Source organism: Kribbella sp. NPDC056345, from assembly GCF_042262745.1.
GTDB lineage: Bacteria > Actinomycetota > Actinomycetes > Propionibacteriales > Kribbellaceae > Kribbella.
Map to the genome: position 1 here is coordinate 608,235 of NZ_JBHJQQ010000002.1, position 24,818 is coordinate 633,052.

Below are 24,818 nucleotides of genomic sequence, written 5' to 3' on the forward strand. Positions count from 1 at the left end.
GCCCGACAGAGCAGGAGCCCCGATGGCCGACGACCGGGCCGCGATGCTGCGCGAGCTGCATGATGTGCACGCTCCCGCACTGTGGCGGTTCGTGGTGCGGCTGACCGGCGACGACCGACTGGCCGAGGATGTCGTCCAGGAGACCCTGCTCCGGGCATGGCGAAGGCCGCAGATCCTGACCGAGGACGAAGCGGGAGCCCGGGCCTGGCTGTTCACGGTGGCGCGCAATCTCGTCATCGACGACCGGCGCAGTGCCCGGGTCAACCGTGAGGTGGCCAGCGGCGACCTGCCGGAGAAACCCAGCACCGACCACGCGAACGCCGTACTGGACGCGTGGCTCGTGGCCGAGTCGCTGGCCCAGTTGTCGGAGGAGCATCGGCAGGTGATCGTCCGGGCCTACTACGGGCGCCGGACGGTCACCGACATCGCCGAGGAGCTGGACATCCCGTCGGGCACCGTGAAGTCGCGGCTGCACTACGGGTTGCGGGCGATGAAGCTCGCGCTGCAGGAGAAGGGGGTGACAAGCCAGTGAGTGACAAGTACCGGGAGTGGGACGCGGCGTACCTGCTGGGTGCGCTGGCGGCGTCCGAGCGCCGGGAGTACGAGGAGCATCTGACGACCTGCGCCGAGTGTTCGGCGGCGGTGGCGTCGCTGACCGCCGTACCGGCTGCCTTGGCCGCGCTGCCGAGCGACCAGGCGATGATGTCGGTCTCGATCAGTACGCCGAACCTGTTGCCGGGCCTGGCTCGCAAGGTCGACGAGGATCGCAGGCGCCGACGGTTCCGGGTGGGTGGGCTGGTGGCCGCCGTCTCGGCCGTGTCGATCGGGATCGGCGCGGTGCTCGCAGTTCCGCTGGTTCAGGACGAGCCGCAGGGCGACTACGTCGTACTCGCGCAGACCGTGGAGAGCAAGCTGTCCGCAGACGCCCGGCTGGTGCCGGAGCGCTGGGGGACGACCATCGAGATCAGCTGCCGGTACGACGAGCTGGCGACGCCGAGTGAGCGCGCCCGCGGGTATGAGCTGTACCTCACCGACGCGTCGGGGAAGGCGCAGTTGCTGGCGACCTGGACGGCCGCGCCCGGGACGACGGTGAAGCCGGCCGCGACCACGAAGCTGAAGCGGAACGAGATCAGCGCGCTGGACATCCGCAGTTCGGAGAGCGGTCGCATCCTGCTCGCTGTGCATTTTTGATCGCGCTGTTGTTTTTCTGAGTGCGGCGGTGCATAACGCCGCAACGCTGGGGCACCTGAGGGTCACGAGCCGCCGGTCGCGCGCGAGGCCGACGACCCAGGCCCCGGTGTTCAGGGATGAGTGCACCGGGGCCGCCCCCTGCCCTGATCCGATCGGGCCCCGGAAGAAATTTCCCTGATTCCTGTAACACTTCGGCCGTCACCAGCGATACACGGTGTGTAACGCCACTGAGGATCCCGTCCCAGGTCAACCGCCCGAAGGGCCTGGGACGGGGTTCTCGTCCGTCGATGAGGCGCCCCGGCCCGGCGTTACAGCAGAAGGCCCCCGGTTGACTCGCATCCCGGGGGCCTTCTCATGTTCTACGGCCTGCCTAACCAGGCAATACTTTCTACGAGGCCTGCTTGTTCGGCGCGGGCGGCGCGGTCAGCGCGATCCGGTCCGCCGCCAGGCGTTCCGTCCGCTCCAGACCCTCGTCGTCCTCGTACTGCACCAGACCGGTCCATCCCGACTCCTCATGCTCGCGGCCGATCAACCAGCCGCGGCGCCACTGGCCGTCCGCAAGGACGACCACATGACCTGGCAGAGGGAGACGGGATACCAGGTCGGCGCCGGGTTCGAACTCACTCATGGCCGTAGAATAAGCGCTTTTCGCCGGTCCCGCCTCCCGAAGCGTGTCTTCTCACACCCTTCTCAGACAAGTTTCAGCCGGTCGACCTCTTCGTCACTGAGCACAACATCCAATCCAGCAAGGACATCCGGCAGGTCGTCAGCCGGTACGGCGCGCGTCGTCGACCGGCCATCGGCGTACTCGGTGGTGAGCTCGGAACCGACCAGCCGCCGTACGACGCCGTCCGCGACCCGCATCACCACCGGGCGACCGGTGAAGGGTGAGTTGGGATGCGTGGAAACGTAGTGGTGGTAGACCTCGTAGTCGATCGGCCGGACCGGCTCGTCGTTCGACGCGTGCTGTGGAACCCAATCATCAGTGGTTTGTTTCGCCAGCGTCCACACGTCGCCGTCGCGAGTCAGTCGATGATCCCAACCGGCCTGGTCGATGACGATGCCGTCCTTGAGCGGTGTCGGATACAGCTGGCCGGCGCCGAATCCCACGTCCGCAAGGAACTCCTGGCCGTCGACCCCGACCTTGAGCAGGGCATGGGTTCGTGGTCCCGACTTGTGTGGCTGGACTCTGGCCACTCGTCGGCTGACCTCGAAGCCGAGGCGCTCAAGCGCTGCGCCGAACAGCACTGTGTGCTCGTAGCAGTAGCCGCCGCGCTGCCGCCGTACCAGCTTGTTCTGAATGGCTTCCAGCTCGATGCCGGGATGGGTGCCGAGGACCACGTCGATGTTCTCGAACGGGATCGCCAGCACGTGCGCGCGGTGCAGGCTCGACAGACTCTCGGCGGACGGGGCGACGTGCGGATGCCGGATCCGCTCGAGATAGGCGGGCAGATCGAGGGCCTCGATGTTCCACATGAGGATCACCTCAGCACTTAAAGGTCACTTGAAGTCAAGCTCGGTGAACAAGGTGAGCTGGATGCCGCCGGGGGTCTCCAGGCGAGCGTTCAACGAGTTCCACGGGGTCCGGGTCGGCTCGGCGATCACGGTCGCGCCGGCCTCGGCAAGCGTTCGCGTCATCGCCGTCGCGTCGTCCACCTCGAACGCGACCCGGTACTTGCCGGCGACCCGGCGGCCGACCTCGACCTCGTCGATGAAGTCGGCCTGACCCGGATCGGCGATCTCGAGAGTCGCGCGCTCGACCTCGAGAATCGTCACCCGCCCGTCCTCCGACGAGTACGACGCGCGCTCGGCCAGACCGAGCACATCGCGGTAGAACGTCACCGCCTCGTCGTAGTCGTCCGCCGTGACCACCAACCGCAGCTCTTTGACTCCCATGCAGTCAGTATCTACAGCCGGGACACCTGGTAGTGCGCGATCAGTCCTTTGTTCAGCAACACGCTGAGATTGACGGTGATCGTCGGCCGATCGGTGAAGCTGAAGTCGACGCTCAGATACATGAGCAGCAAATCGTCGGCCAGTCGGCGGGTCTCCAGTACGTCGTACTTCGCGGTCAGGCCTGGTGGTTGCGAGTCGTAGTACGCGGCGACGGCGTCCCGGCCGACGCCGTACGGGTGGAGGCCTTGGAAGATCGCATCCTCGGTGAAGAGGGCGGCGACTGCCTTCGGGTCGTGGGCGGCGATGCCGGCGGCCCACCGGTCAAGCGTTTCGTTCATCTCAGTGACCTGCCTGCTGGCCGCCGTCGACGTGCAGGATCTCGCCGGTGACGAACTTCGCGCTCTCCAGGTAGGTGACCGCGTCGACGATCTCCTCGATCTCGCCGAGCCGGCCGACCGGGTGCAGGGCCGCGAGGAACTCGTGCGTCTCCTCGGGGTGCATCGGCGTCCGGATCACCCCGGGGGAGACCGCGTTGAAGCGGACGTTGCGCGCGGCGTACTCGATGGCGAGCGAGCGGGTGACCGAGTTGAGGCCGCCCTTGGTCAGTGCGGCCAGCGCAGCCGGAACCGAGCTCAGTGCGTGCTCGGCAAAGGTGGTGGTGATGTTGACGACGTGCCCGCCGTCCTCGTGGTCGAGCATCGCAGCGATGGCCCGGCGAGTGGTGTCGAAGAAACCGCGCAGGTTGAGGCCGGCGACCTGGTCGTACTCGTCGTCGGTGTATTCGGTGAAGGGTTTGGCGATGAAGACACCTGCGTTGTTGACCAGGGTGTCGATCCGACCGAACGTCTCCAGGCCCTTCTCGATCACGTCGGTGCCGACGCCGCGCTGCCCGATGTCGCCGGGGACCGCCAGCACGAGCGGGTCGTCCGAGCGGGTGATCGACCGCGAGTTCGCGACGACGGCGTACCCGAGCTTGCGGTACGCCGTGACCAGGCCGGCCCCGATGCCCTGGGAGGCCCCGGTGATCACGGCGACTTTCTGGGTGTTCATCTCTCCTGCTTTCTCGAGGTGTTGTACTTCGATCGTTGTCGAACCACGTGGGCTTTTCCACGACCGGTCTTCTCCCAGCTGGGAGGCTGCGCCTACTACTCTTCGGAGGGTGGAGCTTCGGCAGTTGCGGTACTTCGTGGCGGTCGCCGAGGAGCTGAACTTCGGGCGGGCCGCGGCGCGGCTGCACATCGCCGGGCCGTCGCTGTCGCAGCAGATCAAGTCGCTCGAGCGGGACCTCGGGGTCCGGCTGTTCGAGCGCGATCGGCGGACGGTCACGCTGACCGCGCACGGTGAGACCTTGCTGCCGCGGACGCGGGCGCTCCTCGAGCAGGCCGACGACCTCCGCCGTACGGCGCGTGGGTTCGCGGCGAGTGAGCCGGTGCGAGTGGGGTATGTGAGTTGGCGGCCGGCGGATCTCGAGGAGCGGGTCTCCGGAGTTGCGCGGCTGCGGGTCGACGCGTGGGTGATGCCGTCGCACACGCAGGCGGCGCGGGTCGCCGACGGGAGTCTGGACCTGGCGATCACCTGGGTGCGGGCGACGGACCTCGCCGAGCAGCAACTAACCGGTCAGTTGCTTGGTGTCGATCGGCTGTACGCCGTCTCGATCGGCGACGAGTCTCCGGTGGCGGCTCGGGACACGGTCGTGCTCGTCGACGCCGATACGGCGACCTGGGCCTCGTGGAACATCTACGCGATCGAGTTCGCCCGCTCGGTCGGTGCATCGGTTGAGCGGATCGACGACCACGGGATCACCGGGTCAGCGTTCTTCGACCATGTACGGCGGTTGGGGCGGCCGGTGCTGAGTTCGCCGAAGCGGGATGCGACGCCGCTGCCCAGTGGGTTCAGCCGGCGGGCGGTGGTTGATCCGGTTCCACTGTGGACGTGGGCGCTGGTGTCGCGCGCGGACGAAACGGATCCCGCCGTACTCGCGGCGGTGGAGGCGTTCACGCGGGACGTCGTGGTCGAGCTCGGGCCCGCGCCGTACTGGCTGCCGGGCGACGATCCGTTCCGGCCGGGGGCTTTGACCTACCAGCCGTGAGCCTGGGCGGTGGCTGGTGTCAGTCGGTAGCCGGTGTTCTCGGAGAACTCGGCTGACAGGGCGAAGCGGTCGCCGCGGACGATGGTGTGACGCCACTCGACTGGGCGGTTCTGAGCGGTGCCCTGTCTGATGATCGAGAAGACCGCGGCCTCGGCCGGGCAGTGGAGCAGTGCGCGCTCTGCTGCGGACGGCATCACTGCGCGGATGTCCTCGCGACCGTGGTCCAGGCGGAGGCCGGTGCGCTCGGAGAGCTCGTTGTACAGGCTGGTGTGAGTGAAGTCGGCGTCCAACAGCGGCTCCGCCAGCGCTGCGGGCAGCCAGACTCGGTCGAGCGCCAGTGGCTCGTCTCCGGCGTACCGGAGGCGTTCCAGGTAGAGCAGGGGGATGGACGCCTCGAGCTCGAGGCGGGCGGCGATGACGCCGTCGGCGCGGACGTCGAGGGCGCGGACCACGCTGTGCTGGTCGAGGCCTGAGGCCTCAACGGAGGAGAACAGGCTGTAGAGGGCTCCCATCGGCTGCCTGATCTCGGGGACTGTCGCGACCCGGGGCTGACGGCCGCGTTCCGCCACGATCAGGCCGTCTGCCCGCAACTGGCCGAGCGCCTGGCGGACGGTGTGGCGGCTGACCGCGTACTGCTCGACCAGCGCCAGCTCACCGGGGAAGGCGGCGTCGAACGCGCCGGACTGCAGGCGCCTGATCAGGTCAGCCTGTAGTTGCTTCCACAACGGCTCGCCGCCGGAGCGGTCCAGCACGGTCATCCTTCGGGTCCTCCGGTTTGCCAAATGTCCGGTCATCTCTTAGCTTAAATGTACGTACATCTTTCGCGAGAGGGGCCGGGGCTGATGGTGCAGGTCGAGATTAGGTCACCTGACGCCCGCTCTACCGCACCCGCATCGCCTCCCCCCGCCTTCGGTCGCTTCGCCTCTGCCTTGTGGCGGTTGCGGGGCTTGGTGGTGGTTGCGGGGTTGGTGGCGATCGCCGTCCCCCTCGGCAGGTTGGTGCCCGTCGTCGGCGGCCCGGTGTTCGGCATCGTGCTCGGCGTGCTGGCGGGCTTGTTCATCCCCGCGCTGCGCTCCGACGGCCTGCGACCGGGGATCGACTTCGCGTCGAAGAACCTCCTGCAGCTGTCCATCGTCGTGCTGGGGACCGGGTTGTCCCTGCAGCAGGTGGCTCACGTTGGCCTGTCCTCGCTGCCCGTGATGCTGGGCACGCTCGCGCTCGCGCTGGGTGGTGCCTGGCTGTTCGGGCGATTGCTCGATGTTCGGGACGACACGCAGATCCTGATCGGTGTCGGTACGGCGATCTGCGGTGGATCGGCGATCGCGGCCGCGACCGCGGCGATCGGGGCGCGGCGGTCGTCGGTCGCTTATGCGATGGCGACGATTTTCACCTTCAATGTCGTTGCGGTGCTGACGTTTCCGCCGCTCGGGCATCTGCTCGGGATGAGCCCGGAGGCCTTCGGGTTGTGGGCCGGGACGGCGATCAACGACACGTCGTCCGTGGTCGCGGCCGGGTATGCCTACAGCCAGAGCGCCGGTGATCAGGCGATCGTCGTGAAGCTGACGCGCTCACTCACGTTGATCCCGATCGTGCTGACGCTGGTCGCCTTGAAGGTTCGCCGGGAGAACCGCGCGGCCCGGGCGCTCGACGCGGCCCGGGCGGCCGACGTACAGGGCGCTTCGTATGACGGCGCTACCGCATCGACTCGCGGTCCGCTGCCGTGGAAGAAGCTGGTTCCGCTCTTCCTGATCGGCTTCATCGCCGCGGCCGGGCTGCGGACTGCGGGTGTCGTGCCGGATGCAGCGCTGCCGGCGCTGAGCCTGATCGGGACCTGCCTGATCACCGCCGCACTGACCGCGATCGGCCTGTCACTGCGACCGCGCGAGCTGCGCGACGCAGGACCCAGACCGCTCCTGCTCGGAGCGATTCTCTGGATCCTGGTCGCGGTCGGTTCGCTTGTGCTTCAGTCCTTCTTCTCGTAGGCGGCCGGGCGGGTCTGCGCCGCCTGGATCCGCGGTACGTCGAGCTTGCTGCTGCGGTCGAAGTTGTAGATCCCGTTCTCTTCCTGGAAGACATCGGTGAGCTGCGTGTAGCAGTAGCCGAACATCAACGGGTCGTCGAGCAGCGCGTCGACCAGACCGGTGAAGCGGACGTAGAAGTCCTCCTCGTCGGCGACCCGCTGGCCGTAGCCCCACGAGTCCTCCGAGTTGCCGGTCTTGCCCGCGGCCGCCTTCTCCGCGTTCCACCAGATGCCGCCGAACTCACTGCAGAAGTACGGCTGACCGTTGTAGGGCTGGGAGATGGGTCGGCCTTCAGGCCCGCCGAGGTTCCCGTACGGCTGGTTTTCCTTGAGACCGGCCATCTGCTGGGCGAACTCGGCTGGGTCCTGCTCGTAGTTGTGCGAGTCCCACACGTCGGTCTCGGGGACGCGGTGCGAGTATCCCGAGGAGTCGAGGACCGGGCGGGTCGAGTCGGCCGCCTTGGTCGCCAGGAACATCGCCCGGGTGACGTCGTCCAGCTGGGTGATCCGGTCGTGCAGGAGCTGGTGCGTCTCGTTCAGCGGGCACCAACCGATGATGCTGGGGTGGCTGTAGTCGCGCTCGACCGCCTCCAGCCACTGCGCGACGTACGAGGCTGTCGGCTGCTGGTTGTCGTCGCCGGTGTGTCCGACCCCCGAACCCCAGTCGCCGAACTCGCCCCAGACTAGGTAGCCGAGTCGGTCCGCGTGGTACAGGAACCGCTCCTCGAACACCTTCTGGTGCAGGCGTGCGCCGTTGAATCCGGCCGCGATACTCAGCTCGATGTCCTTGACGAGGGCTTCCTCGGTCGGTGCCGTCATCAGGCTCTCCGGCCAGTACCCCTGGTCCAGCACGAGCCGCTGGAACACATGCTTGCCGTTGATCAGGATCGCCTGGCCGTTGACCGATACCGACCGCAGTCCGGCGTAGCTGTCGGCCGTGTCGATCACGTTGCCATCGGCATCGATCAGTTCGAGGAGGACGTCGTACAGGTGGGGGTCGGTGGTGTCCCACAGCCTTGCGCGGTCCGTTGGCACAGGCAGGGTCAACCGAGGTGCGAGGTCGAGATCGGCGCGCACCTCGGCCGTCGTCACGACACCGTCCGCGTCCTTGAGGGTGGCGCGAATCTTGTGGCCCGGCTTGTTGGCCGACACCGGTACGGCGAGGTGGAAGCTGGAGCCGGCCACATCCGGAGTGATCCGCGGCCGCTTCAGGTGCACCGTGGGCACCGCCTCGAGCCAGACGGTCTGCCAGATGCCGGTCGTGCGCGTGTAGAGGCAGGCGTGGTTGAAGTACAACTGGCTCTGCTTGCCGCGCGCCTGCGGGCCCTTGTGGGTGTCCCGGGCGCGGACAACGATCGTCGCCTCTTCGCCGGGCTTGGCGACCTTGCTGAGGTTCGCACTGAACGGCGTGAACCCACCCCGATGCCGGACGACCTCGGTCCCGTTCACCCACACGGTCGCGTCATGGTCGACGGCCTGGAAGTGCAGCACCGCCTCCTTACCCGCCCACTCCTGCGGGATGGTCACCGTCGTCCGGTACCAAACCGCCTCCATGAAGTCGACATCCTCAACCCCGGACAACTGCGACTCCGGCGCGAACGGCACGGTGATCCGGCCTTCCAGCTCCCGCTCCCGCACCCCCCGCTCCAGCCCACTGTCCGACCGATCGATCTCGAACTGCCACTCGCCGTTCAGATTCACCCACTCCGCCCGCACGAACTGCGGACGCGGGTACTCGGCACGAGGCTGTGTCATAGAGGGCTCCCGAAAGCATGAGAAGGCGGGTTCCAGAAGACAGTACAACGTTGGAATCGACCGGGCAACGGTCTACCGCGGCGTCGAACCGACGTTAACGACAGGAGGTAGGTGTCTACGTATAGCCCCGGCTGGTGGTGGTGAAGAGGGCGGCGTTGAGGAAGGGGGTGCCGAAGGTGTGGGGGGCGGAGGGCGAATTCCACCGTCGGGAAGGTTGAACGAGGGGTGGAAAAGGTTGTTGGGGGGACGGCTTGCGGTTGTACTGCTGGGGTCTCATTCGACTGGGGGTCGGAGGTCGCGGTGCGCAAGCTTGGGGTTCTGGCGGTTGTGGTGGCGATGGTGGCAGGGGAGGGGGTGGCTCAGGCCGCGCCGCCGCCGGCTGGGGTGGGACGGACTGTCAGTGGGCGGGTGATTGACAGTGCGGGGCGGGGTGTTGGTGGGGTGAGTGTGCACGCGGCGCGGACGGATCGGTACGTCGTGACGGCGGCGGACGGGGGTTACACGCTGACGGGTGTGCCTAGCGGGGTGGCTGCGGTGGTGGCGGGGAAGGAGGGGTTGGGGTTCGCCTCGACGACTCTCACGGACAGCCCGACCGCTGATATCCGCCTCGCCGCCGAGCCCGTCGTACCGCGGAACGAGTATCCGCGGCCGGATGCTGATCGGCGGCCGTTCACCAACAACGCCTGGCTGTCGTTGAACGGGGCCTGGTCCTTCGACTTCGATCAGAAAGACGAGGGGGTCGGGCAGGGGTGGTTCCGGGCGGATCGGCAGTATGGGAAGGCGATTCAGGTGCCGTTCCCCTATCAGTCGCTGGCGGCCTTCGGCGAGCAGCAGTTTGCGACGGACGACCTTTATCGTGGGCCGTTCGACGGGTACGCCGGTGCTGTCTGGTACCGCAGGTCGTTCACCGTGCCGCAGGGTTTCGCCGGTCAGCGGACCCGGCTGCGGATCGGGGCGGCAAACTGGGGCGCGAGAGTCTGGCTGGATGGCAACCAGGTGTTCGACGCGCCCGATGACGGCGATACCGAGCTGACGGTGGATCTTGGTGCACTTCCGGCGGGATCGACGCATACGTTGGCGATTCGGAGCGTTGCGCCGGCGCCGGTGCTGGATTCGAAGTACCCGATCGGCCGGCGTGATGTGTTCGGTCCGACCGGCGGGATCTGGCAGTCGGTCTGGTTGGAACCGGTCAAGGCGGCAACGCTCGATCAGCCGCGGATCACCTCCGAGCTCACGTTCAACGGGCGCACCCCGACCTCGGCGTACGCGACTGTGGCCGTTCGTGCCATCGGCCCCGCGAGCACCGCGAAGGTCGCACTCCGGAATCCGGCCGGTGTGGAGGTTGCCAGTGGCAATGTTGCTTTGAGCAACGGCGCAGGCCAGGTCCGGATCCAGGTTCCGGGTCCGATGCTCTGGGACATCGGCAAGCCGAACCTGTACACGGCGGACGTCACCCTGGACGGCGATCAGGACGGTGTCCGGGCCACGTTCGGTCTGCGCAAGGTCGAGCGGAAGAAGGCGCCGCAGGCAACCACTGGAGCCAACTACTACGAGTACATCTGGCTGAACAATCGCCCGATCTACGTCCGTGGCACCCTCGACCAAGGCTTCAACCCGTGGGGTCATCAGACCCCGACCGGCGAGGTCACCGGCGCCGACTTCAGCACCGGTACGGCGGCCGATCCCGGGCGGGGTTCCATTGCCTACGACCTCAAGGCCGCACGGGACAACGGGTTCAACCTCGTCCGGGCCCACGTCAAGGTGTTCGAACCGGCGTACTACCACTGGGCCGACAAGCTCGGTCTGCTGACCTGGCTCGAGATCCCGAGCTCCGGCCGCGGGAACTCACTCAGTACGGCGTCGCTCGCTCTGCACGAGCGGCTCACGAAGGCGTCGTTGCGGTTGCATCGCAACCATCCGTCGATAGCGATCTGGGGTCTGTTCAACGAAGGCTGGGGAGCCGTTTACACGAACCCCAACGGCAAGCTGCATCCGCTGACGATCTCCTATCTGCAGCGCATGGTCCCGTATGTGCGAACAGAGGCCGGTAACGCGCTGGTCGATGACAACTCGGCCTGCTGCGAGAACGGACACACCAGTGGCACGGACCTCAACGACCTCCACCAGGGCTACGCCGGGTACGACGAATGGAAGCCGCATCTGGATGTCTTCAACAACGATCTGCGGCCCGGCTCGACGCGCAACTTCGACGAGGGAGCGCAGAACGGCCAGCCCTGGTTGATGAGTGAGATGTCGTTCAGCTTCGGTCAGCAGCTCGAGCAGATGAGCCTGATGCGCCGCTATCCCAAGCTGGCCGGGTACATCGGTGTCGAGCTGAGCGCGATCGAGCTCGAGCAGGGAACACCGCTCACGTACGACCGGCAGCGCCGCGGACCGTTGTTCCGCGATCACACCGGGGCGTTGCGGGATGTCGATCTCGTTCATCGCGACGACGCGATCTCGATCAATCGGGACAGCACGGTGGCGATCAAGCCCGGAGCCCAGGTCTCGTTGCCGATCAGCATCAGTCACTTCAGCGACGAAGATCTGTCCAATGCCCAGCTCCGGTGGAAGGTCGCCGGGACCGGCGCGGACGGGCGTCCGCTCGACCCGAACGTCGGCGGGACCAGGCCGGCGACCACGACGCGGTACGACGTCGTCGAGGCTGCGCCGGTCGAGGTGACGGTGCCCGAGACACTGCGGAGCGGGCAGATCTGGGTGTGGCTGGAGGCGGGTGGAAAGACGGTCGCCGAAAGCTACGTCACCTTCGTGGACACGACGGTCCGGGCCGGTGCGTTGGACCCGATGTCGCCGAGCGCGAGTCAGTGGAGTGGCGGGACCGAGGGGCAGTTGGCCTGCGGGCCCCAGGAGTTGATCGGTTACGGGGCAGGCTATTTCGAGTACCAGGTCGCCGTACCGGCCGAGGCGCAGAACGGTGGCGCGCTGGAGTTCGAGGCGTCGTCGGCGGAGTCGCGGCGGCCGATGTCGTCCACGCCGTGGGCCGAGGTGGACACGGCAACGAATGCGCGCAAGCTCCCGACCACGATGACGGTCACGGTCGAGGGGGCGGCGCCGTACAGCGTCGTCTTGCCGGACGATCCGTCGGATTCGCTCGGCGTCGCTTCGCGGAGCTTCGGGGTGTACGGCGCTGGCACGGGGAACCACTATGGCTATCCGGTCGCGGTCCCGCTGCCTGCTGCTGCGGTCCAGGGGAAGTCGACGATCACGGTCCGCGTGGCCTCGAACGGCGGCGGACTCCGGGTGTTCGGACTGCATGCTGGTGACCGTGGTCTCGCTCCGAGAGTTGTTGCAGGCAACGGATTCAGCGCCGTACCGGCGTCGAAGCCGACCACGACTGATCGGCCTGGGCTGACGTTCGCGGCGGCTACGCTGGCGGCGGACGGTACCGGGCAGGCGATCGTGTCGATCGTCAACGACACGGCGGCTCAGCTGACCGGGGTCGAGGCGCGGCTGGCGTTGCCTGCGGGCTGGGTGGTGTCGAAGCCGCCTGCGGTCGGGACGATTGCTGCGGCTGGGGTCGCACATGTTGCCTTTGACATCAAAGCACCGGCCGGAGCTACCGCCGTACCGGTGACGGCGACCGCCGTCTGGGGCGGTGGGAGCGTTCAGCTGGACGCGACGCAGCAGCCCTATGCCGTCGGTGACATCAGCGATCCGGCCGGGGTCGGCGCATCCCTGTCGGGGGATGCGCGCGCGGAGTTGCTGTGTGTCGAACCTGGTGGTGCCGTGCGGGCCTGGCACAACGACAACGGGGTCGGCGCTTGGGGCAGCCCGGATTCGGTGGTGGCGGCGTCGGGGTTCTCTGAGCCGGGGCGGACGCGGTTTGCCGACCTGGACGGTGATGGCCGGACGGAGGCGATCCAGATCCAGCCGGACGGTAAGGCGATGGCGTGGCGGAACGTCCGCGCGTACGGCGATCACCCGTGGGGCGGCGCGTCGGTCCAGGTGGCGGCGATCGACGGATCGAAACCAGAGCGGGTCTGGTTCGCCGATCTCAACGGTGACCGGAAGGCCGAGGTACTGGTCCTGGAACCCGAGGGCAAGGTCCGCGCCTGGAAGAACTGCAACGGCTTCGCACCGATGCCGTGGTGCGGCGACTCGCTGATCGTCGCCGAGTTCGGTACGACGGCCGCCGAGCGGATCCACTGGGCCGACCTCGACGGCGACCGCAAGGTCGAGGTGATGGTGCTGCAGTCCGACGGCAACGTCCGGGCCTGGCACAACGTCGAAGGATTCGCCGCCCCGCCCTGGCGCGGCGACTCGGTCATCATCGCCCAGCTCGGCACCACCCCGCCGGCGAACGTCAAGTTCGCCGACCTGTCCGGGGACGGTCGCTCCGACATCGCCGTCGTACAGCCCGACGGCCACCTCCAGGCCTGGACCAACGGCATCGGCTGGGGCCCGATGCCCTGGCGCGGCGACTCCCAGTACCTAGGCCAAAACTTCACCGACGGAAGCAGGTTGCTCTTCGGTTAGCTTGTACGGCGTACCTGGTAGCGCAGGTGGAGGACTCGGGTGCCCTGGAGTACGTCCGGGTCCTCCAGCAGGTGCTGGGCGTTGACCGAACCGAAGTAGCGTTTGCCGGAGCCGAGGACGACGGGGACGACGTCCATGCGGACCTCGTCGACCAGGCCTGCGGCGAGCATCTGACCGCCGACGTCACCGGCGGCGACCTCTACTATCCGGTCGCCGGCGAGCTCCTGTGCTTTGGCCATGGCCGCTTCGATGCTGTCGACGAAGTGAAACGGCGCGTTGGGGTCCCAGCCGTCGGGCTGTGGGCGGTGCGTCACGACGACCACGTGGTCGACGCCGGCCGGGGGCTTGCCGTCCCAGCCGTCGGTCAGGTCGAAGACGTGGCGGCCGGCTATTGTCACCCCGATCTGGTCCCAGTACGGGCGGGTGTAGTCGTAGGAGACCTGCGACACCTTCACCACGCCGCTCTCGTCCAACGGGACGTCGCCGCTGGTCAGCCAGTCGAACAGCGGACCGGGCTGGTCATTCTCGTCCGCGACGAAGCCGTCCACGGACACCGAGCCGTACATGACCACCTTGCCCACGGGGTTCTCCTTTGCTCTGGGGTGGCCCAAAACCTAGCGCTTCGTGAGCTGTGGTTCTTGTAAGAAATCAATCGGCCGGCAGCGGCCAGCCTTCCAGCGTGTGGCCGGGATGTTCGCGCAGGAACCGCCGCCGGACCTCGACGTACCGGGTCGGTGTGAGCCCGGTGAACTCCCGGAACTCGTGGCTGAAGTGGGCCTGGTCGAAATAACCTCCGGCAGCCGCGAGGTCGCCCCAATCGATCGGTCCGTCGGGGTCGATCGGGAAGACGGTGGCGGTGAAGCGGTAGGTGCGGGCGAGCCGCTTCGGCGTGACGCCGATGAGCTCCTTGAACCGCTGTGCCAGATGAGTGCTGCTGACACCGGCTGCCACGCTGAGGTCGCCGATCGCCACCGCCCCGCTGGACGCCGCGATGACACCACTTGTATGGCGGACCAACCCGAGGCCGGCGGTCTCGCGCAGCCGGTGCATGAGCTCCTCCTCGAGCAGCGTCAGCATCTCCTGCGGTCCGTCCGCCGAGGCGAGCCGGTCCTGCAACTCGGCAATGGAGCGCCGGCCCCACACCTGCTCGATCGTCACTGGCCGATCACACAGCTCGGAAGCGGGCATCGGCACGAACGGCGCCAGCCCCCACGGCTTGAAGTGCACACCGACGGACCGGGTCCGGAGCGGGTAGCCGAACTCGAACGCGCGCGTGGGCATGGTGACCACACAACCGTCGGCGTACTCGGCCGTCTCGCTGTCGGTACCGCCGCGGATGCGGAACGGAGCCCCGAGGTTGACGATCAGCAACGCCGACGGCGACGGCGGCAGCGTCAACCGGGCGTACGGCGACGCACCCTCCAGGTAGTAGAGGTCGTCGATCAGCCCGTCCAGCGGCGGTCGCGGGACTCGGGACACGTACTCCATCGCCACAGCATCGCCGACGCCCGCCGGTGTTACCAGCTAACGCCTTCCAGGGTGAGGGTTTGGGGTTGGTTGAGGGCCCAGGTGATGTCGGGTTGTTCGACCAGGGCTCGGGATTGGGTGTCGGTCCAGCTGTACCAGGAGTGGGCGAAGATGGCGGTGGTGTAGGTGTCGAGGGAGCGGTCGATGAGGGTTCGGGCGCCGCGGGGGTAGGAGTCGCCGGCGGGGCCGAATTCGGCGAGGCCGGCGGGGTGGTTGAGGTTGCGGGTCTCGGTCCAGTCGTCGGCGTCGGGGCGGTGGCCGGGCTGGTACGGGCGGAGTTCGTCGTCGTACAGGTCGAATCCGGCCAGGTCGACGTACGCCGTACCGGGGTAGTAGTGGCGGATCGCGGCGTTCCAGCTGGTGGCTGGTGAGTAGAGCCAGAGCAGGTTGGTGAAGCGGGCCGACAGATGCTGGTGCAGGTCGCGCCAGAGGTCGACGAGGGCGGTGCGGGGGACGGTGACGTCGTGACCCCACCAGAACCACGGGCCGTTCATTTCGTGGAATGGGCGCAGCAGTACGACGGTGTCGGTGAACCTGTTCAGTACGGCGGCCAGGTCCGCCACCTGCGCCCAGTAAGCGCGTTTCGGTGGGGAGTCCGGCGCGGTGCTGAGGAGCTGGCGCAGATCCGGCTTGGGTGCTTCAGAATCGCGGACGTAGTACTTGCCCGAGCTCGGATAGTCGCCCCATGGATGCGTCCAGTGCGTGCTGATGGTGACGAGCCCGCCGCGGCTCTTGTGGTCGACGAGTTTGTCGATGGTGAGGGTGTCGTAGTCACCGGGTTCGAGCAGGCTGACTCCGACCATCGCGGGCCGCTTACCGGTCTCGCGTTCCAGACCGTCCACGAATTCGCCGTACGTCGCGGCGCTCCACGCCGAAATCTCCTGGCCGATCAACAGCCGATCGGTCGACCGGGTCTGCAGGGAACGCAACCAGTTCAGCAGGCGGTCCCGCGGCAGGTCAGCCGCGGGGAACAGTCCGGCTGCGGGCGCGAGGGCGGCGGCCTTCAGGACGCTACGGCGAGTCAGCATGCCTCAGTGAACGCGCCCAACCGCCCCACCTTCAAAGCATTCGACCAGACGAGAAACCTCCACCCCAGACCCTCCACCCCAGACCCTCTGCCTCCCACCCGTCCCTCCCACGCACACGAACGGATATCCGTCCTTGCTGCCACTTATCGGTCCGTATACGAGGGGAGAAGGGGGAACACCGAGGGATATCAGTTCGTGTTGTCGGGGGCGGGGAGCGGAGGGGGCGGTGGGTGGTCGCTGCGGTTGGCCGCTGGGGTGAGTGGCGCAGAGCGCCAGGTGGCGATATCATCGCTGGATGGCGATGCTGGAGATGGCCGGGCTCGACGTGGCTGGGTGTTTGTTTCATGGGTTCAGTGATGCGTCGAGGTTGGCGATTGTGCGGCACCTTGCGGGTGGTGAGCATCGGGTGGTGGATCTGACTGCGCACCTGGGGCTGGCGCAGTCGACGGTGTCGAAACACCTTGCCTGCTTGCGGGATTGCGGGTTGGTCGAGTCGCGGGCGGAGGGGCGGGCGTCGGTGTTCAGGCTGGCGCATCCGGAGGCGACGATGGAGTTGCTGTCCGCGGCCGAGAAACTTCTCGGTCTGACTGGTGACGCGGTCGCGCTCTGCCCGAACTACGGGCTGAACCATGACTGAGATAGTCGATCGGCAGCGCCTCGGCCGGCGGGCGCAGTTGCTCGCCGGCGCGTCCGTCACCTACAACCTGATCGAGGCGGTCGTCGCGGTCACGGCCGGTCTGGTTGCGGGCTCGGTCGCACTCGTCGGCTTCGGCCTCGACTCGGTGGTCGAGGTGTCGAGTGGGCTGATCATTCTCTGGCAGTTCCGCCATCCGCTGCCCGAGACGCGGGAGCGGCAAGCGCTGCGGATGCTGGCGTTGTCCTTCTTCGCGCTCGCGGCCTACGTGACGTTCGAGTCGGTCCGCGCCCTGATCACCCAGGCCACGCCGGACGTCTCCCCGGTCGGAATCGGGCTCGCGATCGCGTCGCTGATCGTGATGCCGTTCCTGTCCTGGGCCCAGCGCCGTACCGGCAGGGCCCTTGGTTCCAACGCTGTTGTGGCCGATTCCACCCAGACCTTGCTGTGCACCTACCTGTCCGCGGTGCTGCTGATCGGCCTGGTCCTGAACGCTACTCTCGGCTGGACCTGGGCCGACCCGATCGCCGGTCTGATCATCGCCGCCGTCGCTACGAGGGAAGGCATCCAGTCCTGGCGCGGTGACAATTGCTGCGCGCCCACGGCGACCACCTGTGAGGACGGCTGCTGCGCCCCGTAGGGTGGCGGCCGTGATCGATGCTGTGGGGGAGATCGAGCGGGTGCTGGCCGGCCCGCCGAGTCAGTTGGCGTTCCGTGCACTCTGTGCCGCGCTGGGCCGAGCGGGCAGTCCGGACGAGCTCGTTGTTCGTTGTGAGCAAGGGCTCGCGGATTGGCCTGACGAGACTCGCAAAGCGCCGTGGTCGTGGCTCGCCGCCGACCACGACGGGCACGCCGTACCGGGCTGGCAGTTGGTCCGCGCACTGGCACTGAAGTCGGACCGCATCGGTACGGCGGACCTTCCGATCCCGGCGAGTAGTCAGAACATCACGGCCCTGGATCTGGGATGGCTGGCCGGAGACCAACTCGCACCCGTGTCTGAGGCGCTACCGTCGTGGCCGAACCTGCGGTCTCTCGCCACCCAGATGCTGACTGAAAGCGATGCGGACGCCGTGGCCGGATTCGCCGCGAACCCCGGACTCGGACAGCTCGAATCGCTCGACCTGATCGATGTCAACGAGGATCTGGTCCACTTCGCTCCGCCGCCGTTCCGCCCACCGGCCGACCGGCGGCTGCGACTCCGGCACGCAGGGTTGCAGGCTTCCGACCTCCTGCACCTGCTGCATTCGGGGATTGTGCCGGACCTGCGCTCGGCCACGGTCCGCGTCGAAAGCATCGAGGAGGCGCGCGAGCTCAGCGCCTGCCCGCAGTTGGCGCAGCTCGAAGAGCTCTCGATCGGATTCCGCTGCGGTCGGAACGGGAAGGTTTCGAGGGACTTGTCCATCGGTAACGTCATCCCCGAAGACGACGCAGCCTGTGCAGCCTTCTTTGCGAACGCCGAACTGACGGACCTGCGCGAGCTCACCATCGTGGGTGCCTCGTTGGGACGGGGCTTCCACGGTCTCGGCGCCGAGGGGCTCGACGCGGTGGTTGCGAGCGGTGTGGTGGCACGGCTGACTGCGCTCACCCTCAAGCTCCTTCCCTTGGGCGATGCCCCAGTGATCCAGGTGGTCGAGGCGCTCGATCGCGAGCGGATCGAGAGCCTGACTCTGCACGGACTGGCCCTCACAGACCTGACCGCCGAAGGGTTCACCGGCACCTACTCGGCCCTCCGCAACCTCGATCTCCGGTACAACTTCCTGACCGAATCCGGTGCTCAGCACTTGGCGCACGATGTCGACCTGCCCGCGCTGGAGCGCCTCGACCTGTCCGGCGATCCGGGCGGTTCGCCGTACTACGGCCGTTCGGAGATCCAGCCGATCGGTGACGCCGGTGCCGTGGCCTGGGCCTCCTCGCACAACGCGATCAACCTCACCGAGCTCCACCTGGCCGCTACCGGTCTCACCCCGGCCGCGATTCCCGAGCTCCTGAACACCGGCCGGCTCGAGACCCTCGACCTCTCCTACAACCAGCTCAGCAAGTGGCCCATCGTCGAGCGACTCCCCGGACGCTGCCTCGATCTCGAGGCCTGCAATCTGAACGACGACGACCTCACCGCCCTCGCCGCCGCAACGGCCGAGCTCGACAGCCTCAACCTGGCGTACAACAGCATCGGCTCCGCCAAGGCGCTGGCCGCGTGGTCCGTTGTACCGCGGCTGTGGGAGCTCAACCTCCACGACAGCCACCTCGACGACGACAGTCTCACCGCCTTGGGTGCGGCAGCCGTCAGCCTCCTCGAGCTGGACCTCGAACAGGACTGCTGGAAGCTCGACCAACGTCCGGGTGACGAATCGTTGCCGCCCGTGATCGCCGACCCGGCGGCCTTTCCCAACCTGGACGCGATCTTCGTCGGCGAGATCGACGAGTACCACGGCGCTCGCTACACCGCAGGCTATCCGCCGAGCGTCCGCGAGCAACTCGGACCCGATACCCGCCCGGTCCTGCGCACCTTCTTGAACCACCTGGACATGGAAGAGGAGTTCACCGACCCGGACACGCTGGAAGGCCGCGCCTTCCGTGCCGAGAACGACTTCCGCCGCGACCTGGCAGCCAACCGCATCGATGCCGAAGCGGAGGCCCGCGCGTTCGCCCGGGAGCTGCGCGGCTAGAGGCCGAGCAGGCGAGCGCCGTTGTGGTGGCAGACGGCGCGTAGCCAGTCGTCGCCGAGCTCCAGCTCGGCGAGGACCTGGAGCTGGGTGGCGTAGGAGTACGGGATGTTGGGGAAGTCGGAGCCCAGCACGATGCGGTCCGCAAGATCGGCCAGCCGTGGCACGAGCTCCCGAGGGAACGGCATCAGCGCTTCGGTGAACGGCGTGAGCGCCATCGTCGTGTCCAGGTGGACGTTCGGGTACGACGTGAGGTCCAGATGCTCGGCGTACTCGGGCATGCCCAGGTGCGCGACGACCACGGTCAGCCGCGGGTGCCGGCGGAGGACCTCACCGATCGGCCCTGGTCCCGTATGGCGACCAGGGATCGGACCCGAACCGCAGTGCGCGACGACCGGCGTACCGGCTTCGGCCAGCTGTCCCCAGACGTCGTCGAGGACCTCGTCGCGCGGATCGTAGTCACCCACCTGCAGGTGCACCTTGAAGATGCGGGTGCCCAGGTCAAGAGCCTCACGCACGTACGCCGATGCCGTCGGCTCGGGGTAGAACGTACCGCTCGGGATGCAGCCGGGCGTGCTGGCCGCGAAATCGCGAGCCCAGGTGTTCAGCCAGGCGGCCATATCCGGCTTGTGCGGGTAGACCAGTGCCGGGAATGCTCGAACACCCAACAGATCAAGGGTTTTCAGGCGTTCCTCGACCGACGTTCGATAGGTGATCGGCCAGGCCGTCCCGTAATGCGTCGAGGCCTGGTCGAAGTACGCCCAGACCGCGTTCATGACCGGGTCGGGCAGGAAGTGAACATGGACGTCGATCAGCCCGTCCAGGCCCAACCCGGCCCACCAGGCCGGAACCTCCTCATCACGCACTACAGCTCAGCCTGATCAGCCAGCCAGAGGTTGATCAGACCCTGGAAGTGCGCCTGGAACTTCTCGTGCTCGTCGGCCGGGTACGTCGCTACGACCGTCTCGCGCAGGATGTCGGAGAACTCCGTCCCGCTGAACCAGTCGCGGACACGAGCGTCGAAGTCCGGCAGGTTCTCGGCACACCATTCGTGGTATTTCGCTGTCTCGAAGTGTTGATCGGCCAGCGCGAGGTAGCCCTCGATCTTGGCGTCGTAGTCCAGCTCGGGGTTGTCGGCGATCGCGAAGTACTTGTCGGTCTGCAGATCGACGGAAGTGCGGCGGCCGGTGGCCAGGCTGAACACCGACCACTTCACCAACGCGCTGATCGCCCACGGGAAGTAGTAGTGCAGCGAGGTCACTGCGACGTCGGGGCAGGCGTTGGCGTAGTCGATCGGGTGTACCGAATCGCCGCGGACGAGCATCTCGCAGGAGTTGAACTCCCAGCCGAAGAAGGCGTTCACGATCCGGCTGATCGCCACCGCCTGGTGGCCGGCGGACTGGCTGAGGAATCCGTGCGAGACGGCGTACCGGTTGTGCATCGGTTCGTCGGGGCGGAAGTCCATCACCATCGTCTCGGCGCCGATCGAGAGCGCGCGGGCGAACTTGTCGTAGTCGATGGTCGCCTGCAGGTGCATCAGCATCTCGCCGGACTGGTCGTAGGCGTGATGCAGGTCGACCTTGTTGTTGATCCGGGAGACGCCCCGCCAGCCGCCGCCGTCGAACGGCTTCATGTACAGCGGGTAGCCGAGGTCCTCGGCGATCGCGTCCAGGTCGAAGGTCTTGTTGTACTTCGCCGAGGTGTAGGCCCAGCGGACGTTGTCGACCGGGTTCTTGTACGGCACCAGGACGGTCTTCGGGATCTTCAGCCCGAGCCGGAGCATCGCGCAGTACGCCGAGTGCTTCTCCATCGACTGGAAGGTGAACGGCGAGTTCAGCAGGTAGGTGCCGTTCATCAGCGCGGCCTTCTTCAGCCACTCGCGCGGGTGGTAGTACCAGTACGCGAGCCGGTCGATGACGAGCTCCACCCGGACCGGGTCGTTCAGGTCGAACGGCTCGATGGTCAGCCGCTCGGCTTCGAACTCGTGGGTGCCGGACGCGGTCTTGACCGGGCCGACCTTGCGCAGCAGCGCCTCGAACGCCTGCGGCCAGTCCTCCTCGGCGCCCAGCAGCAGCCCGATCAGATGGCGAGAATTGTCAGCCACGGGTTCTCCTCACGAATCAGACGAATCGGGGCAGGTGGTGGGCGATCTGCTGCCGCCACCAGGGCCAGTCGTGGGCTACGTCGTACCCCCACTGGTCGAACTCATGCGGGATGCCCTTGGCGGTCAGTACGGCGTCGATCGCGCGGGCCGACGGCAACGAACCCGTCGGGTTGGTCTCCCAGTCGCCCTGGCCGACGGTGAGCACGACGAACAGGCGCCGGCGCAGCCAGTCCAGGTGGTCGCCCTCGAGGTTCGGCAGGTAGTCGGCCGGGTTGTTGAAGTACGTCGCTTCGCCGCGCTCGCCCCAGGCGTGCCAGCTGGCGGCGTCGTAGTTGCCGGACTGGCAGATCGCGACCGGGAACAGGTCGGCTCGCTTGAAGGCGAAGTTCAGCGCGTGGAAGGCGCCCAGGCTGCAGCCGGTGGTGATGATGTCGGTCGTACCCGGCGAGTCCGCACCGATCGCCGGGACCACCTGGTTCAGGATCCAGGATTCGTAACCGCCGTGCCGGCGCGCCCGGTCCTCCAGCTGGATGCTGCGGTCCGACCAGCTCAGGTGGTCGAACGAGTCGACGCAGTACAGCTTCACCCGGCCGGCCTCGATCAGGTCGGCGACCGCGTCCACCATGCCGTTGTTCTCGTAGTCCCAGGCACGACCCTGCTCACTCGGGAACACCAGCACGGGCCGCCCGTAGTGCCCGTACCGGATCAGGGTCCCGCGCCGGTCGAGCCCCGGCGCGTCGAGTTCGATCTGCTCTCGCTCCATCCGCCTCACCTCTTGCCAGCCACCCTGCCATGTCTTTACCTCGGATGCCTCGTCTGAGCGCGTCCCGCCAACGGACCGAGGGCAGCCACGACTACAGCCAGTACTGCGACCCCACCGAGTGCCGTCGGCAACGACCAGACGCTGGACGCGGCACCGACCATCGCGGGGCCGAGCAGGAAGCCCAGGTAGGCGATGGTGGTGACGGTGGAGATCGCGCTCGCGCGGCGCTCCGGCCCGGCCCAGGCGCCGGCCATGCTGATGATGGTCGGCGCGCAGACCGACGTACCGAGGCCTGCGATGGCTATGCCGACCAGTGCGAGCCAGGCGTTGCCGGCCATGGCTGCCAGTGCGCTGCCGAGCGCTGCGATGACGCCTCCGGCGACCAGGAGCTGCGCAGGCTTGAGGCGGCGGAGGAGAGCGTTGCCACTGATCCGGCCGGTAGCCGCAGCGGCGGCGAAGACGGCCGGTGCGCTGGAGGCGAGCGCCGGTGCGGCACCGAGCGTGGTGTCGAGGTGTACGGCGCTCCAGCTCTGCCAGGCGTTCTCTACGACGAACGCGAGTGCGCAGAGACCGCCGAAGACCAGTAGCGCGGGTTCAAGTCGGCGGGGCGCCTTTTCGGCGACTACTGGTTTGATGCGCGTTGAGCCTGGTGCGAGGACGACCGCGGCCAACAAAGCGATCAGGATGAAGACGCCGCCGAGTACTGGCAACGCACCGGCGCCGGCCGCGCGGAGCGCCGCCGTACCGAGGCTTGCGACGACTACTGCGATGGAGAACAGGCCGTGGGCCAGGTTCATCAGCGGTCGGCCGGTTTCTGCCTCAGCAGCGGAGCCGGTTGCGTTGACGGCTACGTCGGTGGCTCCTGATGTAACGCCGAGCAGAAACAGCGCACCGCCCAGTGCGACGGCCGATCCGGCCAGTGCGGGCAGCACACCGCACGCTCCGAACAGCAGCACGGTCACCGGGAGTACGACTCCGCCGAAGCGGTCGATCAGGTAGCCGGTGAAGCGCATCGAGCAGAGTGCGCCCAGCCCGACCATGAGTAGTGCGCCACCCAGTTGCGCGTCGGTGACTCCGGCCTCGGCCTTCACAGCGGGTAGCGCAGCACCCCACGCGCCCCAGAAGAGACCGAATGCACCGAACCCGGCGAGTGTTTTCAGCACCCGCTCGAGACTAGGCCCAGAGGCGGTTCAGCAACTGCGTCAGGTCCGGATCCAGCACGTCACGCCAGGCAGTGAAGTTGTGCATGTCCGGTGTCTCGTCGAACGAGACCGCCAGCCCCAGCTCGCCCAGCTGCGCTGCCATCACCCGGTTGTTGTGCACGTTCTCCTCAGTGGCACCCGCGGTCATCGCAACCGCTGGCGTGCTCGGCGCAGTCGTGGCCGACAGCACTTCACGAACGAAACCGGTCACCTGTGCGTAGAACTCGAACCGTGACTCCTGCGGATCGGTGTCCGGCGTGAAGAACGACCCGGACTGCAGAAACAGTCCGTCAAAAGACCCGGGGTGATTCCACTCGGCGTGCAGAGCCGCCAATGCGCCCAGACTCGCACCCATCAGCACCGGCTGACGGCTCTTGTACTGGGCCGCCAGCGCTGGAAGCACCAGCTGGGTCAGGGCCTCGGCGTACTGCGGATTGGCGGCGTACCAGAGGTTCCGCATGGTCGGCCGGATCAGGGCGAGCCGGAACGGCGGAAGCTCCGCGGAAGCAACCATCGCGCCGGCGTAGTGCGTCAGACCGGCGTACGTGGCGAACTCGGGCCCGTCATGCGACAACAGCAACGGCAACTCGAACGCCGGCGTGATCCCCTCCGGAGCCCACACCTGTACGTCGATCGGCCCGACCGGCGAGTCCACCGTGCGCGGTGTGAGCGTGGACGTCACCGGCTCGACGCCGATCCAGGCGGGCTCGACGTATCCCGGCAGCGGCAACCACGAGTGGTCACCGAACGCACCACCGACCACCCGTGGGTTGGTCGGATCGGTCCGCATCCCCAGATCGGCGATGTCGAACAGGTACTCCATCCGGTGCACCGATGGCCGCGCCAGCCGCAGCTCCCAGCCGTACTCGACCGGCTTGAACTCCAGCAGCTCCGCCGCCAGCCCCAGCTCCTGCCACAGCCGCACCCCGGTGAATGCATGCGCCGGATCGCCGAGGCGGAACACCACCTCGGCCCCTTCGACCGCACTGACGTTGGGCATCCCGACACGGTACTGGCAGAAACACTGACAAGACCTGTCAGTGATGGCGGCTTATCGTGAGGAGGTGGTCGATCTCACGGATATTCGGGCAGCGACAGCCGACCTGCCGCGCAGTTACGAGGTGCTGGTCCGGGACCGGATCAAGTTCCGCGTCGGCCGGATCGTCTACCTGGCGGTGGCGCCGGACGAGGAGACGATCGGCATCGGCTTCCCCCGCGAGGAGCGAGCGGCCGCGCTGGCCGCCGAGCCGGACAAGTTCCTCCCGCCGAGCAAGTCCGACGAGCGGTACCAGTGGATCGTCGTACGACTCGCTGCCATCGAGTACGACGAACTCCGTGAACTCGTCATCGACGCCTGGTCCCTGTGCGTGCCGAAGAAGGTCCGTGAGCAGTTCCTGACAAACCTGTGACGCAGCGCAGCGAAGTGGGTACGTTATCCCCTCGACCGTG

Annotated in this window: 24 protein-coding genes; 9 read left to right on the forward strand and 15 right to left on the reverse strand. The window is 67.4% G+C overall.

The features are described from left to right. The first annotated feature begins 22 nt into the window (after positions 1-22). Positions 23-532, forward strand: coding sequence for a sigma-70 family RNA polymerase sigma factor (locus ACFCV3_RS08590; RefSeq protein ID WP_344159191.1), 510 nt, complete (start codon positions 23-25; stop codon positions 530-532). Then, positions 529-1,191 (forward strand): zf-HC2 domain-containing protein, encoded by a 663-nt coding sequence (locus ACFCV3_RS08595; RefSeq protein WP_376027631.1) that lies wholly within the window; start codon positions 529-531, stop codon positions 1,189-1,191. The genes ACFCV3_RS08590 and ACFCV3_RS08595 overlap by 4 nt, the downstream gene beginning before the upstream one ends. A 388-nt stretch (positions 1,192-1,579) precedes the next feature. Here the strand turns inward: ACFCV3_RS08595 and ACFCV3_RS08600 are convergent, their stop codons facing one another. From ACFCV3_RS08600 to ACFCV3_RS08620, 5 genes are all read right to left on the reverse strand, one after another. After that, entirely contained in the window at positions 1,580-1,819 is a 240-nt protein-coding gene (locus ACFCV3_RS08600) for a hypothetical protein (RefSeq protein ID WP_376027634.1), read from the reverse strand. 62 nt (positions 1,820-1,881) lie between these two features. Further along, on the reverse strand, positions 1,882-2,667 hold the full coding sequence (locus ACFCV3_RS08605) for an arylamine N-acetyltransferase (RefSeq protein ID WP_376027636.1): 786 nt from the start codon (positions 2,665-2,667) through the stop codon (positions 1,882-1,884). 24 nt (positions 2,668-2,691) lie between these two features. Next, the gene (locus tag ACFCV3_RS08610) at positions 2,692-3,087 is read right to left on the reverse strand and encodes a VOC family protein (protein ID WP_376027639.1); all 396 of its coding nucleotides are present in this window, start codon (positions 3,085-3,087) and stop codon (positions 2,692-2,694) included. A gap of 11 nt (positions 3,088-3,098) precedes the next feature. Then, positions 3,099-3,425 (reverse strand): SgcJ/EcaC family oxidoreductase, encoded by a 327-nt coding sequence (locus ACFCV3_RS08615; protein WP_376027640.1) that lies wholly within the window; start codon positions 3,423-3,425, stop codon positions 3,099-3,101. A 1-nt stretch (position 3,426) separates the two neighbouring features. Next, positions 3,427-4,137: an SDR family NAD(P)-dependent oxidoreductase gene (locus ACFCV3_RS08620; protein WP_376027642.1), complete on the reverse strand. Its 711-nt coding sequence runs from the start codon at positions 4,135-4,137 to the stop codon at positions 3,427-3,429. 109 nt (positions 4,138-4,246) lie between these two features. Here ACFCV3_RS08620 and ACFCV3_RS08625 point away from each other — a divergent pair, with 109 nt between their 5' ends. Then, positions 4,247-5,176, forward strand: coding sequence for a LysR family transcriptional regulator (locus ACFCV3_RS08625; protein WP_376027644.1), 930 nt, complete (start codon positions 4,247-4,249; stop codon positions 5,174-5,176). Here the strand turns inward: ACFCV3_RS08625 and ACFCV3_RS08630 are convergent. After that, a complete protein-coding gene (locus ACFCV3_RS08630) occupies positions 5,164-5,934 on the reverse strand; it encodes a GntR family transcriptional regulator (RefSeq protein WP_376027645.1) in 771 nt (256 codons plus the stop codon). The two genes, ACFCV3_RS08625 and ACFCV3_RS08630, sit on opposite strands and share 13 nt — an antisense overlap. 192 nt (positions 5,935-6,126) lie before the next feature. Here ACFCV3_RS08630 and ACFCV3_RS08635 point away from each other — a divergent pair, with 192 nt between their 5' ends. After that, positions 6,127-7,158 (forward strand): YeiH family protein, encoded by a 1,032-nt coding sequence (locus ACFCV3_RS08635; protein ID WP_376028714.1) that lies wholly within the window; start codon positions 6,127-6,129, stop codon positions 7,156-7,158. Here the strand turns inward: ACFCV3_RS08635 and ACFCV3_RS08640 are convergent. Next, a complete protein-coding gene (locus ACFCV3_RS08640) occupies positions 7,140-8,951 on the reverse strand; it encodes a glycoside hydrolase family 2 protein (protein WP_376027648.1) in 1,812 nt (603 codons plus the stop codon). The two genes, ACFCV3_RS08635 and ACFCV3_RS08640, sit on opposite strands and share 19 nt — an antisense overlap. A gap of 336 nt (positions 8,952-9,287) precedes the next feature. Between ACFCV3_RS08640 and ACFCV3_RS08645 the strand changes: the two genes are divergently transcribed. Next, positions 9,288-13,448 (forward strand): FG-GAP-like repeat-containing protein, encoded by a 4,161-nt coding sequence (locus ACFCV3_RS08645; RefSeq protein ID WP_376028716.1) that lies wholly within the window; start codon positions 9,288-9,290, stop codon positions 13,446-13,448. Here ACFCV3_RS08645 and ACFCV3_RS08650 read toward each other — a convergent pair. From ACFCV3_RS08650 to ACFCV3_RS08660, 3 genes are all read right to left on the reverse strand, one after another. Beyond that, on the reverse strand, positions 13,445-14,029 hold the full coding sequence (locus ACFCV3_RS08650; protein WP_376027650.1) for a dihydrofolate reductase family protein: 585 nt from the start codon (positions 14,027-14,029) through the stop codon (positions 13,445-13,447). The genes ACFCV3_RS08645 and ACFCV3_RS08650 overlap by 4 nt on opposite strands. Before the next feature lie 67 nt (positions 14,030-14,096). After that, positions 14,097-14,936 carry a helix-turn-helix domain-containing protein gene (locus ACFCV3_RS08655; protein ID WP_376027653.1) on the reverse strand — a complete coding sequence of 280 codons (840 nt, stop codon included), beginning with the start codon at positions 14,934-14,936 and terminating at the stop codon, positions 14,097-14,099. 29 nt (positions 14,937-14,965) lie between these two features. Further along, complete coding sequence (locus tag ACFCV3_RS08660) at positions 14,966-16,003, reverse strand: glycosyl hydrolase (RefSeq protein ID WP_376027656.1); 1,038 nt, start codon at positions 16,001-16,003, stop codon at positions 14,966-14,968. A gap of 295 nt (positions 16,004-16,298) precedes the next feature. On the opposite strand from ACFCV3_RS08660, the gene ACFCV3_RS08665 reads away from it, so the two are divergent. From ACFCV3_RS08665 to ACFCV3_RS08675, 3 genes are read left to right on the forward strand one after another with little or no spacing between them, the layout of a single operon-like run. Next, positions 16,299-16,640 (forward strand): ArsR/SmtB family transcription factor, encoded by a 342-nt coding sequence (locus ACFCV3_RS08665; RefSeq protein WP_376027658.1) that lies wholly within the window; start codon positions 16,299-16,301, stop codon positions 16,638-16,640. Continuing rightward, positions 16,633-17,277 (forward strand): cation diffusion facilitator family transporter, encoded by a 645-nt coding sequence (locus ACFCV3_RS08670; protein ID WP_376027660.1) that lies wholly within the window; start codon positions 16,633-16,635, stop codon positions 17,275-17,277. The genes ACFCV3_RS08665 and ACFCV3_RS08670 overlap by 8 nt, the downstream gene beginning before the upstream one ends. 10 nt (positions 17,278-17,287) lie before the next feature. Further along, positions 17,288-19,303 (forward strand): hypothetical protein, encoded by a 2,016-nt coding sequence (locus tag ACFCV3_RS08675; RefSeq protein ID WP_376027663.1) that lies wholly within the window; start codon positions 17,288-17,290, stop codon positions 19,301-19,303. Here the strand turns inward: ACFCV3_RS08675 and ACFCV3_RS08680 are convergent. From ACFCV3_RS08680 to ACFCV3_RS08700, 5 genes are read right to left on the reverse strand one after another with little or no spacing between them, the layout of a single operon-like run. Beyond that, positions 19,300-20,166, reverse strand: coding sequence for an amidohydrolase family protein (locus tag ACFCV3_RS08680; protein WP_376027665.1), 867 nt, complete (start codon positions 20,164-20,166; stop codon positions 19,300-19,302). The two genes, ACFCV3_RS08675 and ACFCV3_RS08680, sit on opposite strands and share 4 nt — an antisense overlap. Beyond that, complete coding sequence (locus ACFCV3_RS08685; RefSeq protein ID WP_376027668.1) at positions 20,166-21,404, reverse strand: RimK family alpha-L-glutamate ligase; 1,239 nt, start codon at positions 21,402-21,404, stop codon at positions 20,166-20,168. The genes ACFCV3_RS08680 and ACFCV3_RS08685 overlap by 1 nt, the downstream gene beginning before the upstream one ends. 16 nt (positions 21,405-21,420) lie before the next feature. Then, a complete protein-coding gene (locus ACFCV3_RS08690) occupies positions 21,421-22,167 on the reverse strand; it encodes an esterase family protein (protein WP_376027671.1) in 747 nt (248 codons plus the stop codon). Between the two features lie 35 nt (positions 22,168-22,202). Then, the gene (locus ACFCV3_RS08695) at positions 22,203-23,330 is read right to left on the reverse strand and encodes an MFS transporter (RefSeq protein WP_376027673.1); all 1,128 of its coding nucleotides are present in this window, start codon (positions 23,328-23,330) and stop codon (positions 22,203-22,205) included. Positions 23,331-23,340: 10 nt separating this feature from the next. Then, complete coding sequence (locus ACFCV3_RS08700; protein ID WP_376027676.1) at positions 23,341-24,369, reverse strand: alpha/beta hydrolase; 1,029 nt, start codon at positions 24,367-24,369, stop codon at positions 23,341-23,343. A 64-nt stretch (positions 24,370-24,433) separates the two neighbouring features. Between ACFCV3_RS08700 and ACFCV3_RS08705 the strand changes: the two genes are divergently transcribed. Further along, positions 24,434-24,778, forward strand: coding sequence for an MmcQ/YjbR family DNA-binding protein (locus tag ACFCV3_RS08705; protein WP_376027679.1), 345 nt, complete (start codon positions 24,434-24,436; stop codon positions 24,776-24,778). The last annotated feature ends 40 nt before the right edge of the window (positions 24,779-24,818 follow it).

What these genes read in the sequence shown, in the direction of transcription:
- ACFCV3_RS08590 (WP_344159191.1), top strand. Translation starts at nt 23, where the DNA reads ATGGCCGACGACCGGGCCGCGATGCTGCGCGAGCTGCATGATGTGCAC.
- ACFCV3_RS08600 (WP_376027634.1), bottom strand. Translation starts at nt 1,819, where the DNA reads ATGAGTGAGTTCGAACCCGGCGCCGACCTGGTATCCCGTCTCCCTCTG.
- ACFCV3_RS08605 (WP_376027636.1), bottom strand. Translation starts at nt 2,667, where the DNA reads ATGTGGAACATCGAGGCCCTCGATCTGCCCGCCTATCTCGAGCGGATC.
- ACFCV3_RS08610 (WP_376027639.1), bottom strand. Translation starts at nt 3,087, where the DNA reads ATGGGAGTCAAAGAGCTGCGGTTGGTGGTCACGGCGGACGACTACGAC.
- ACFCV3_RS08615 (WP_376027640.1), bottom strand. Translation starts at nt 3,425, where the DNA reads ATGAACGAAACGCTTGACCGGTGGGCCGCCGGCATCGCCGCCCACGAC.
- ACFCV3_RS08620 (WP_376027642.1), bottom strand. Translation starts at nt 4,137, where the DNA reads ATGAACACCCAGAAAGTCGCCGTGATCACCGGGGCCTCCCAGGGCATC.
- ACFCV3_RS08630 (WP_376027645.1), bottom strand. Translation starts at nt 5,934, where the DNA reads ATGACCGTGCTGGACCGCTCCGGCGGCGAGCCGTTGTGGAAGCAACTA.
- ACFCV3_RS08640 (WP_376027648.1), bottom strand. Translation starts at nt 8,951, where the DNA reads ATGACACAGCCTCGTGCCGAGTACCCGCGTCCGCAGTTCGTGCGGGCG.
- ACFCV3_RS08645 (WP_376028716.1), top strand. Translation starts at nt 9,288, where the DNA reads ATGGTGGCAGGGGAGGGGGTGGCTCAGGCCGCGCCGCCGCCGGCTGGG.
- ACFCV3_RS08655 (WP_376027653.1), bottom strand. Translation starts at nt 14,936, where the DNA reads ATGGAGTACGTGTCCCGAGTCCCGCGACCGCCGCTGGACGGGCTGATC.
- ACFCV3_RS08660 (WP_376027656.1), bottom strand. Translation starts at nt 16,003, where the DNA reads ATGCTGACTCGCCGTAGCGTCCTGAAGGCCGCCGCCCTCGCGCCCGCA.
- ACFCV3_RS08665 (WP_376027658.1), top strand. Translation starts at nt 16,299, where the DNA reads ATGGCGATGCTGGAGATGGCCGGGCTCGACGTGGCTGGGTGTTTGTTT.
- ACFCV3_RS08670 (WP_376027660.1), top strand. Translation starts at nt 16,633, where the DNA reads ATGACTGAGATAGTCGATCGGCAGCGCCTCGGCCGGCGGGCGCAGTTG.
- ACFCV3_RS08690 (WP_376027671.1), bottom strand. Translation starts at nt 22,167, where the DNA reads ATGGAGCGAGAGCAGATCGAACTCGACGCGCCGGGGCTCGACCGGCGC.
- ACFCV3_RS08700 (WP_376027676.1), bottom strand. Translation starts at nt 24,369, where the DNA reads ATGCCCAACGTCAGTGCGGTCGAAGGGGCCGAGGTGGTGTTCCGCCTC.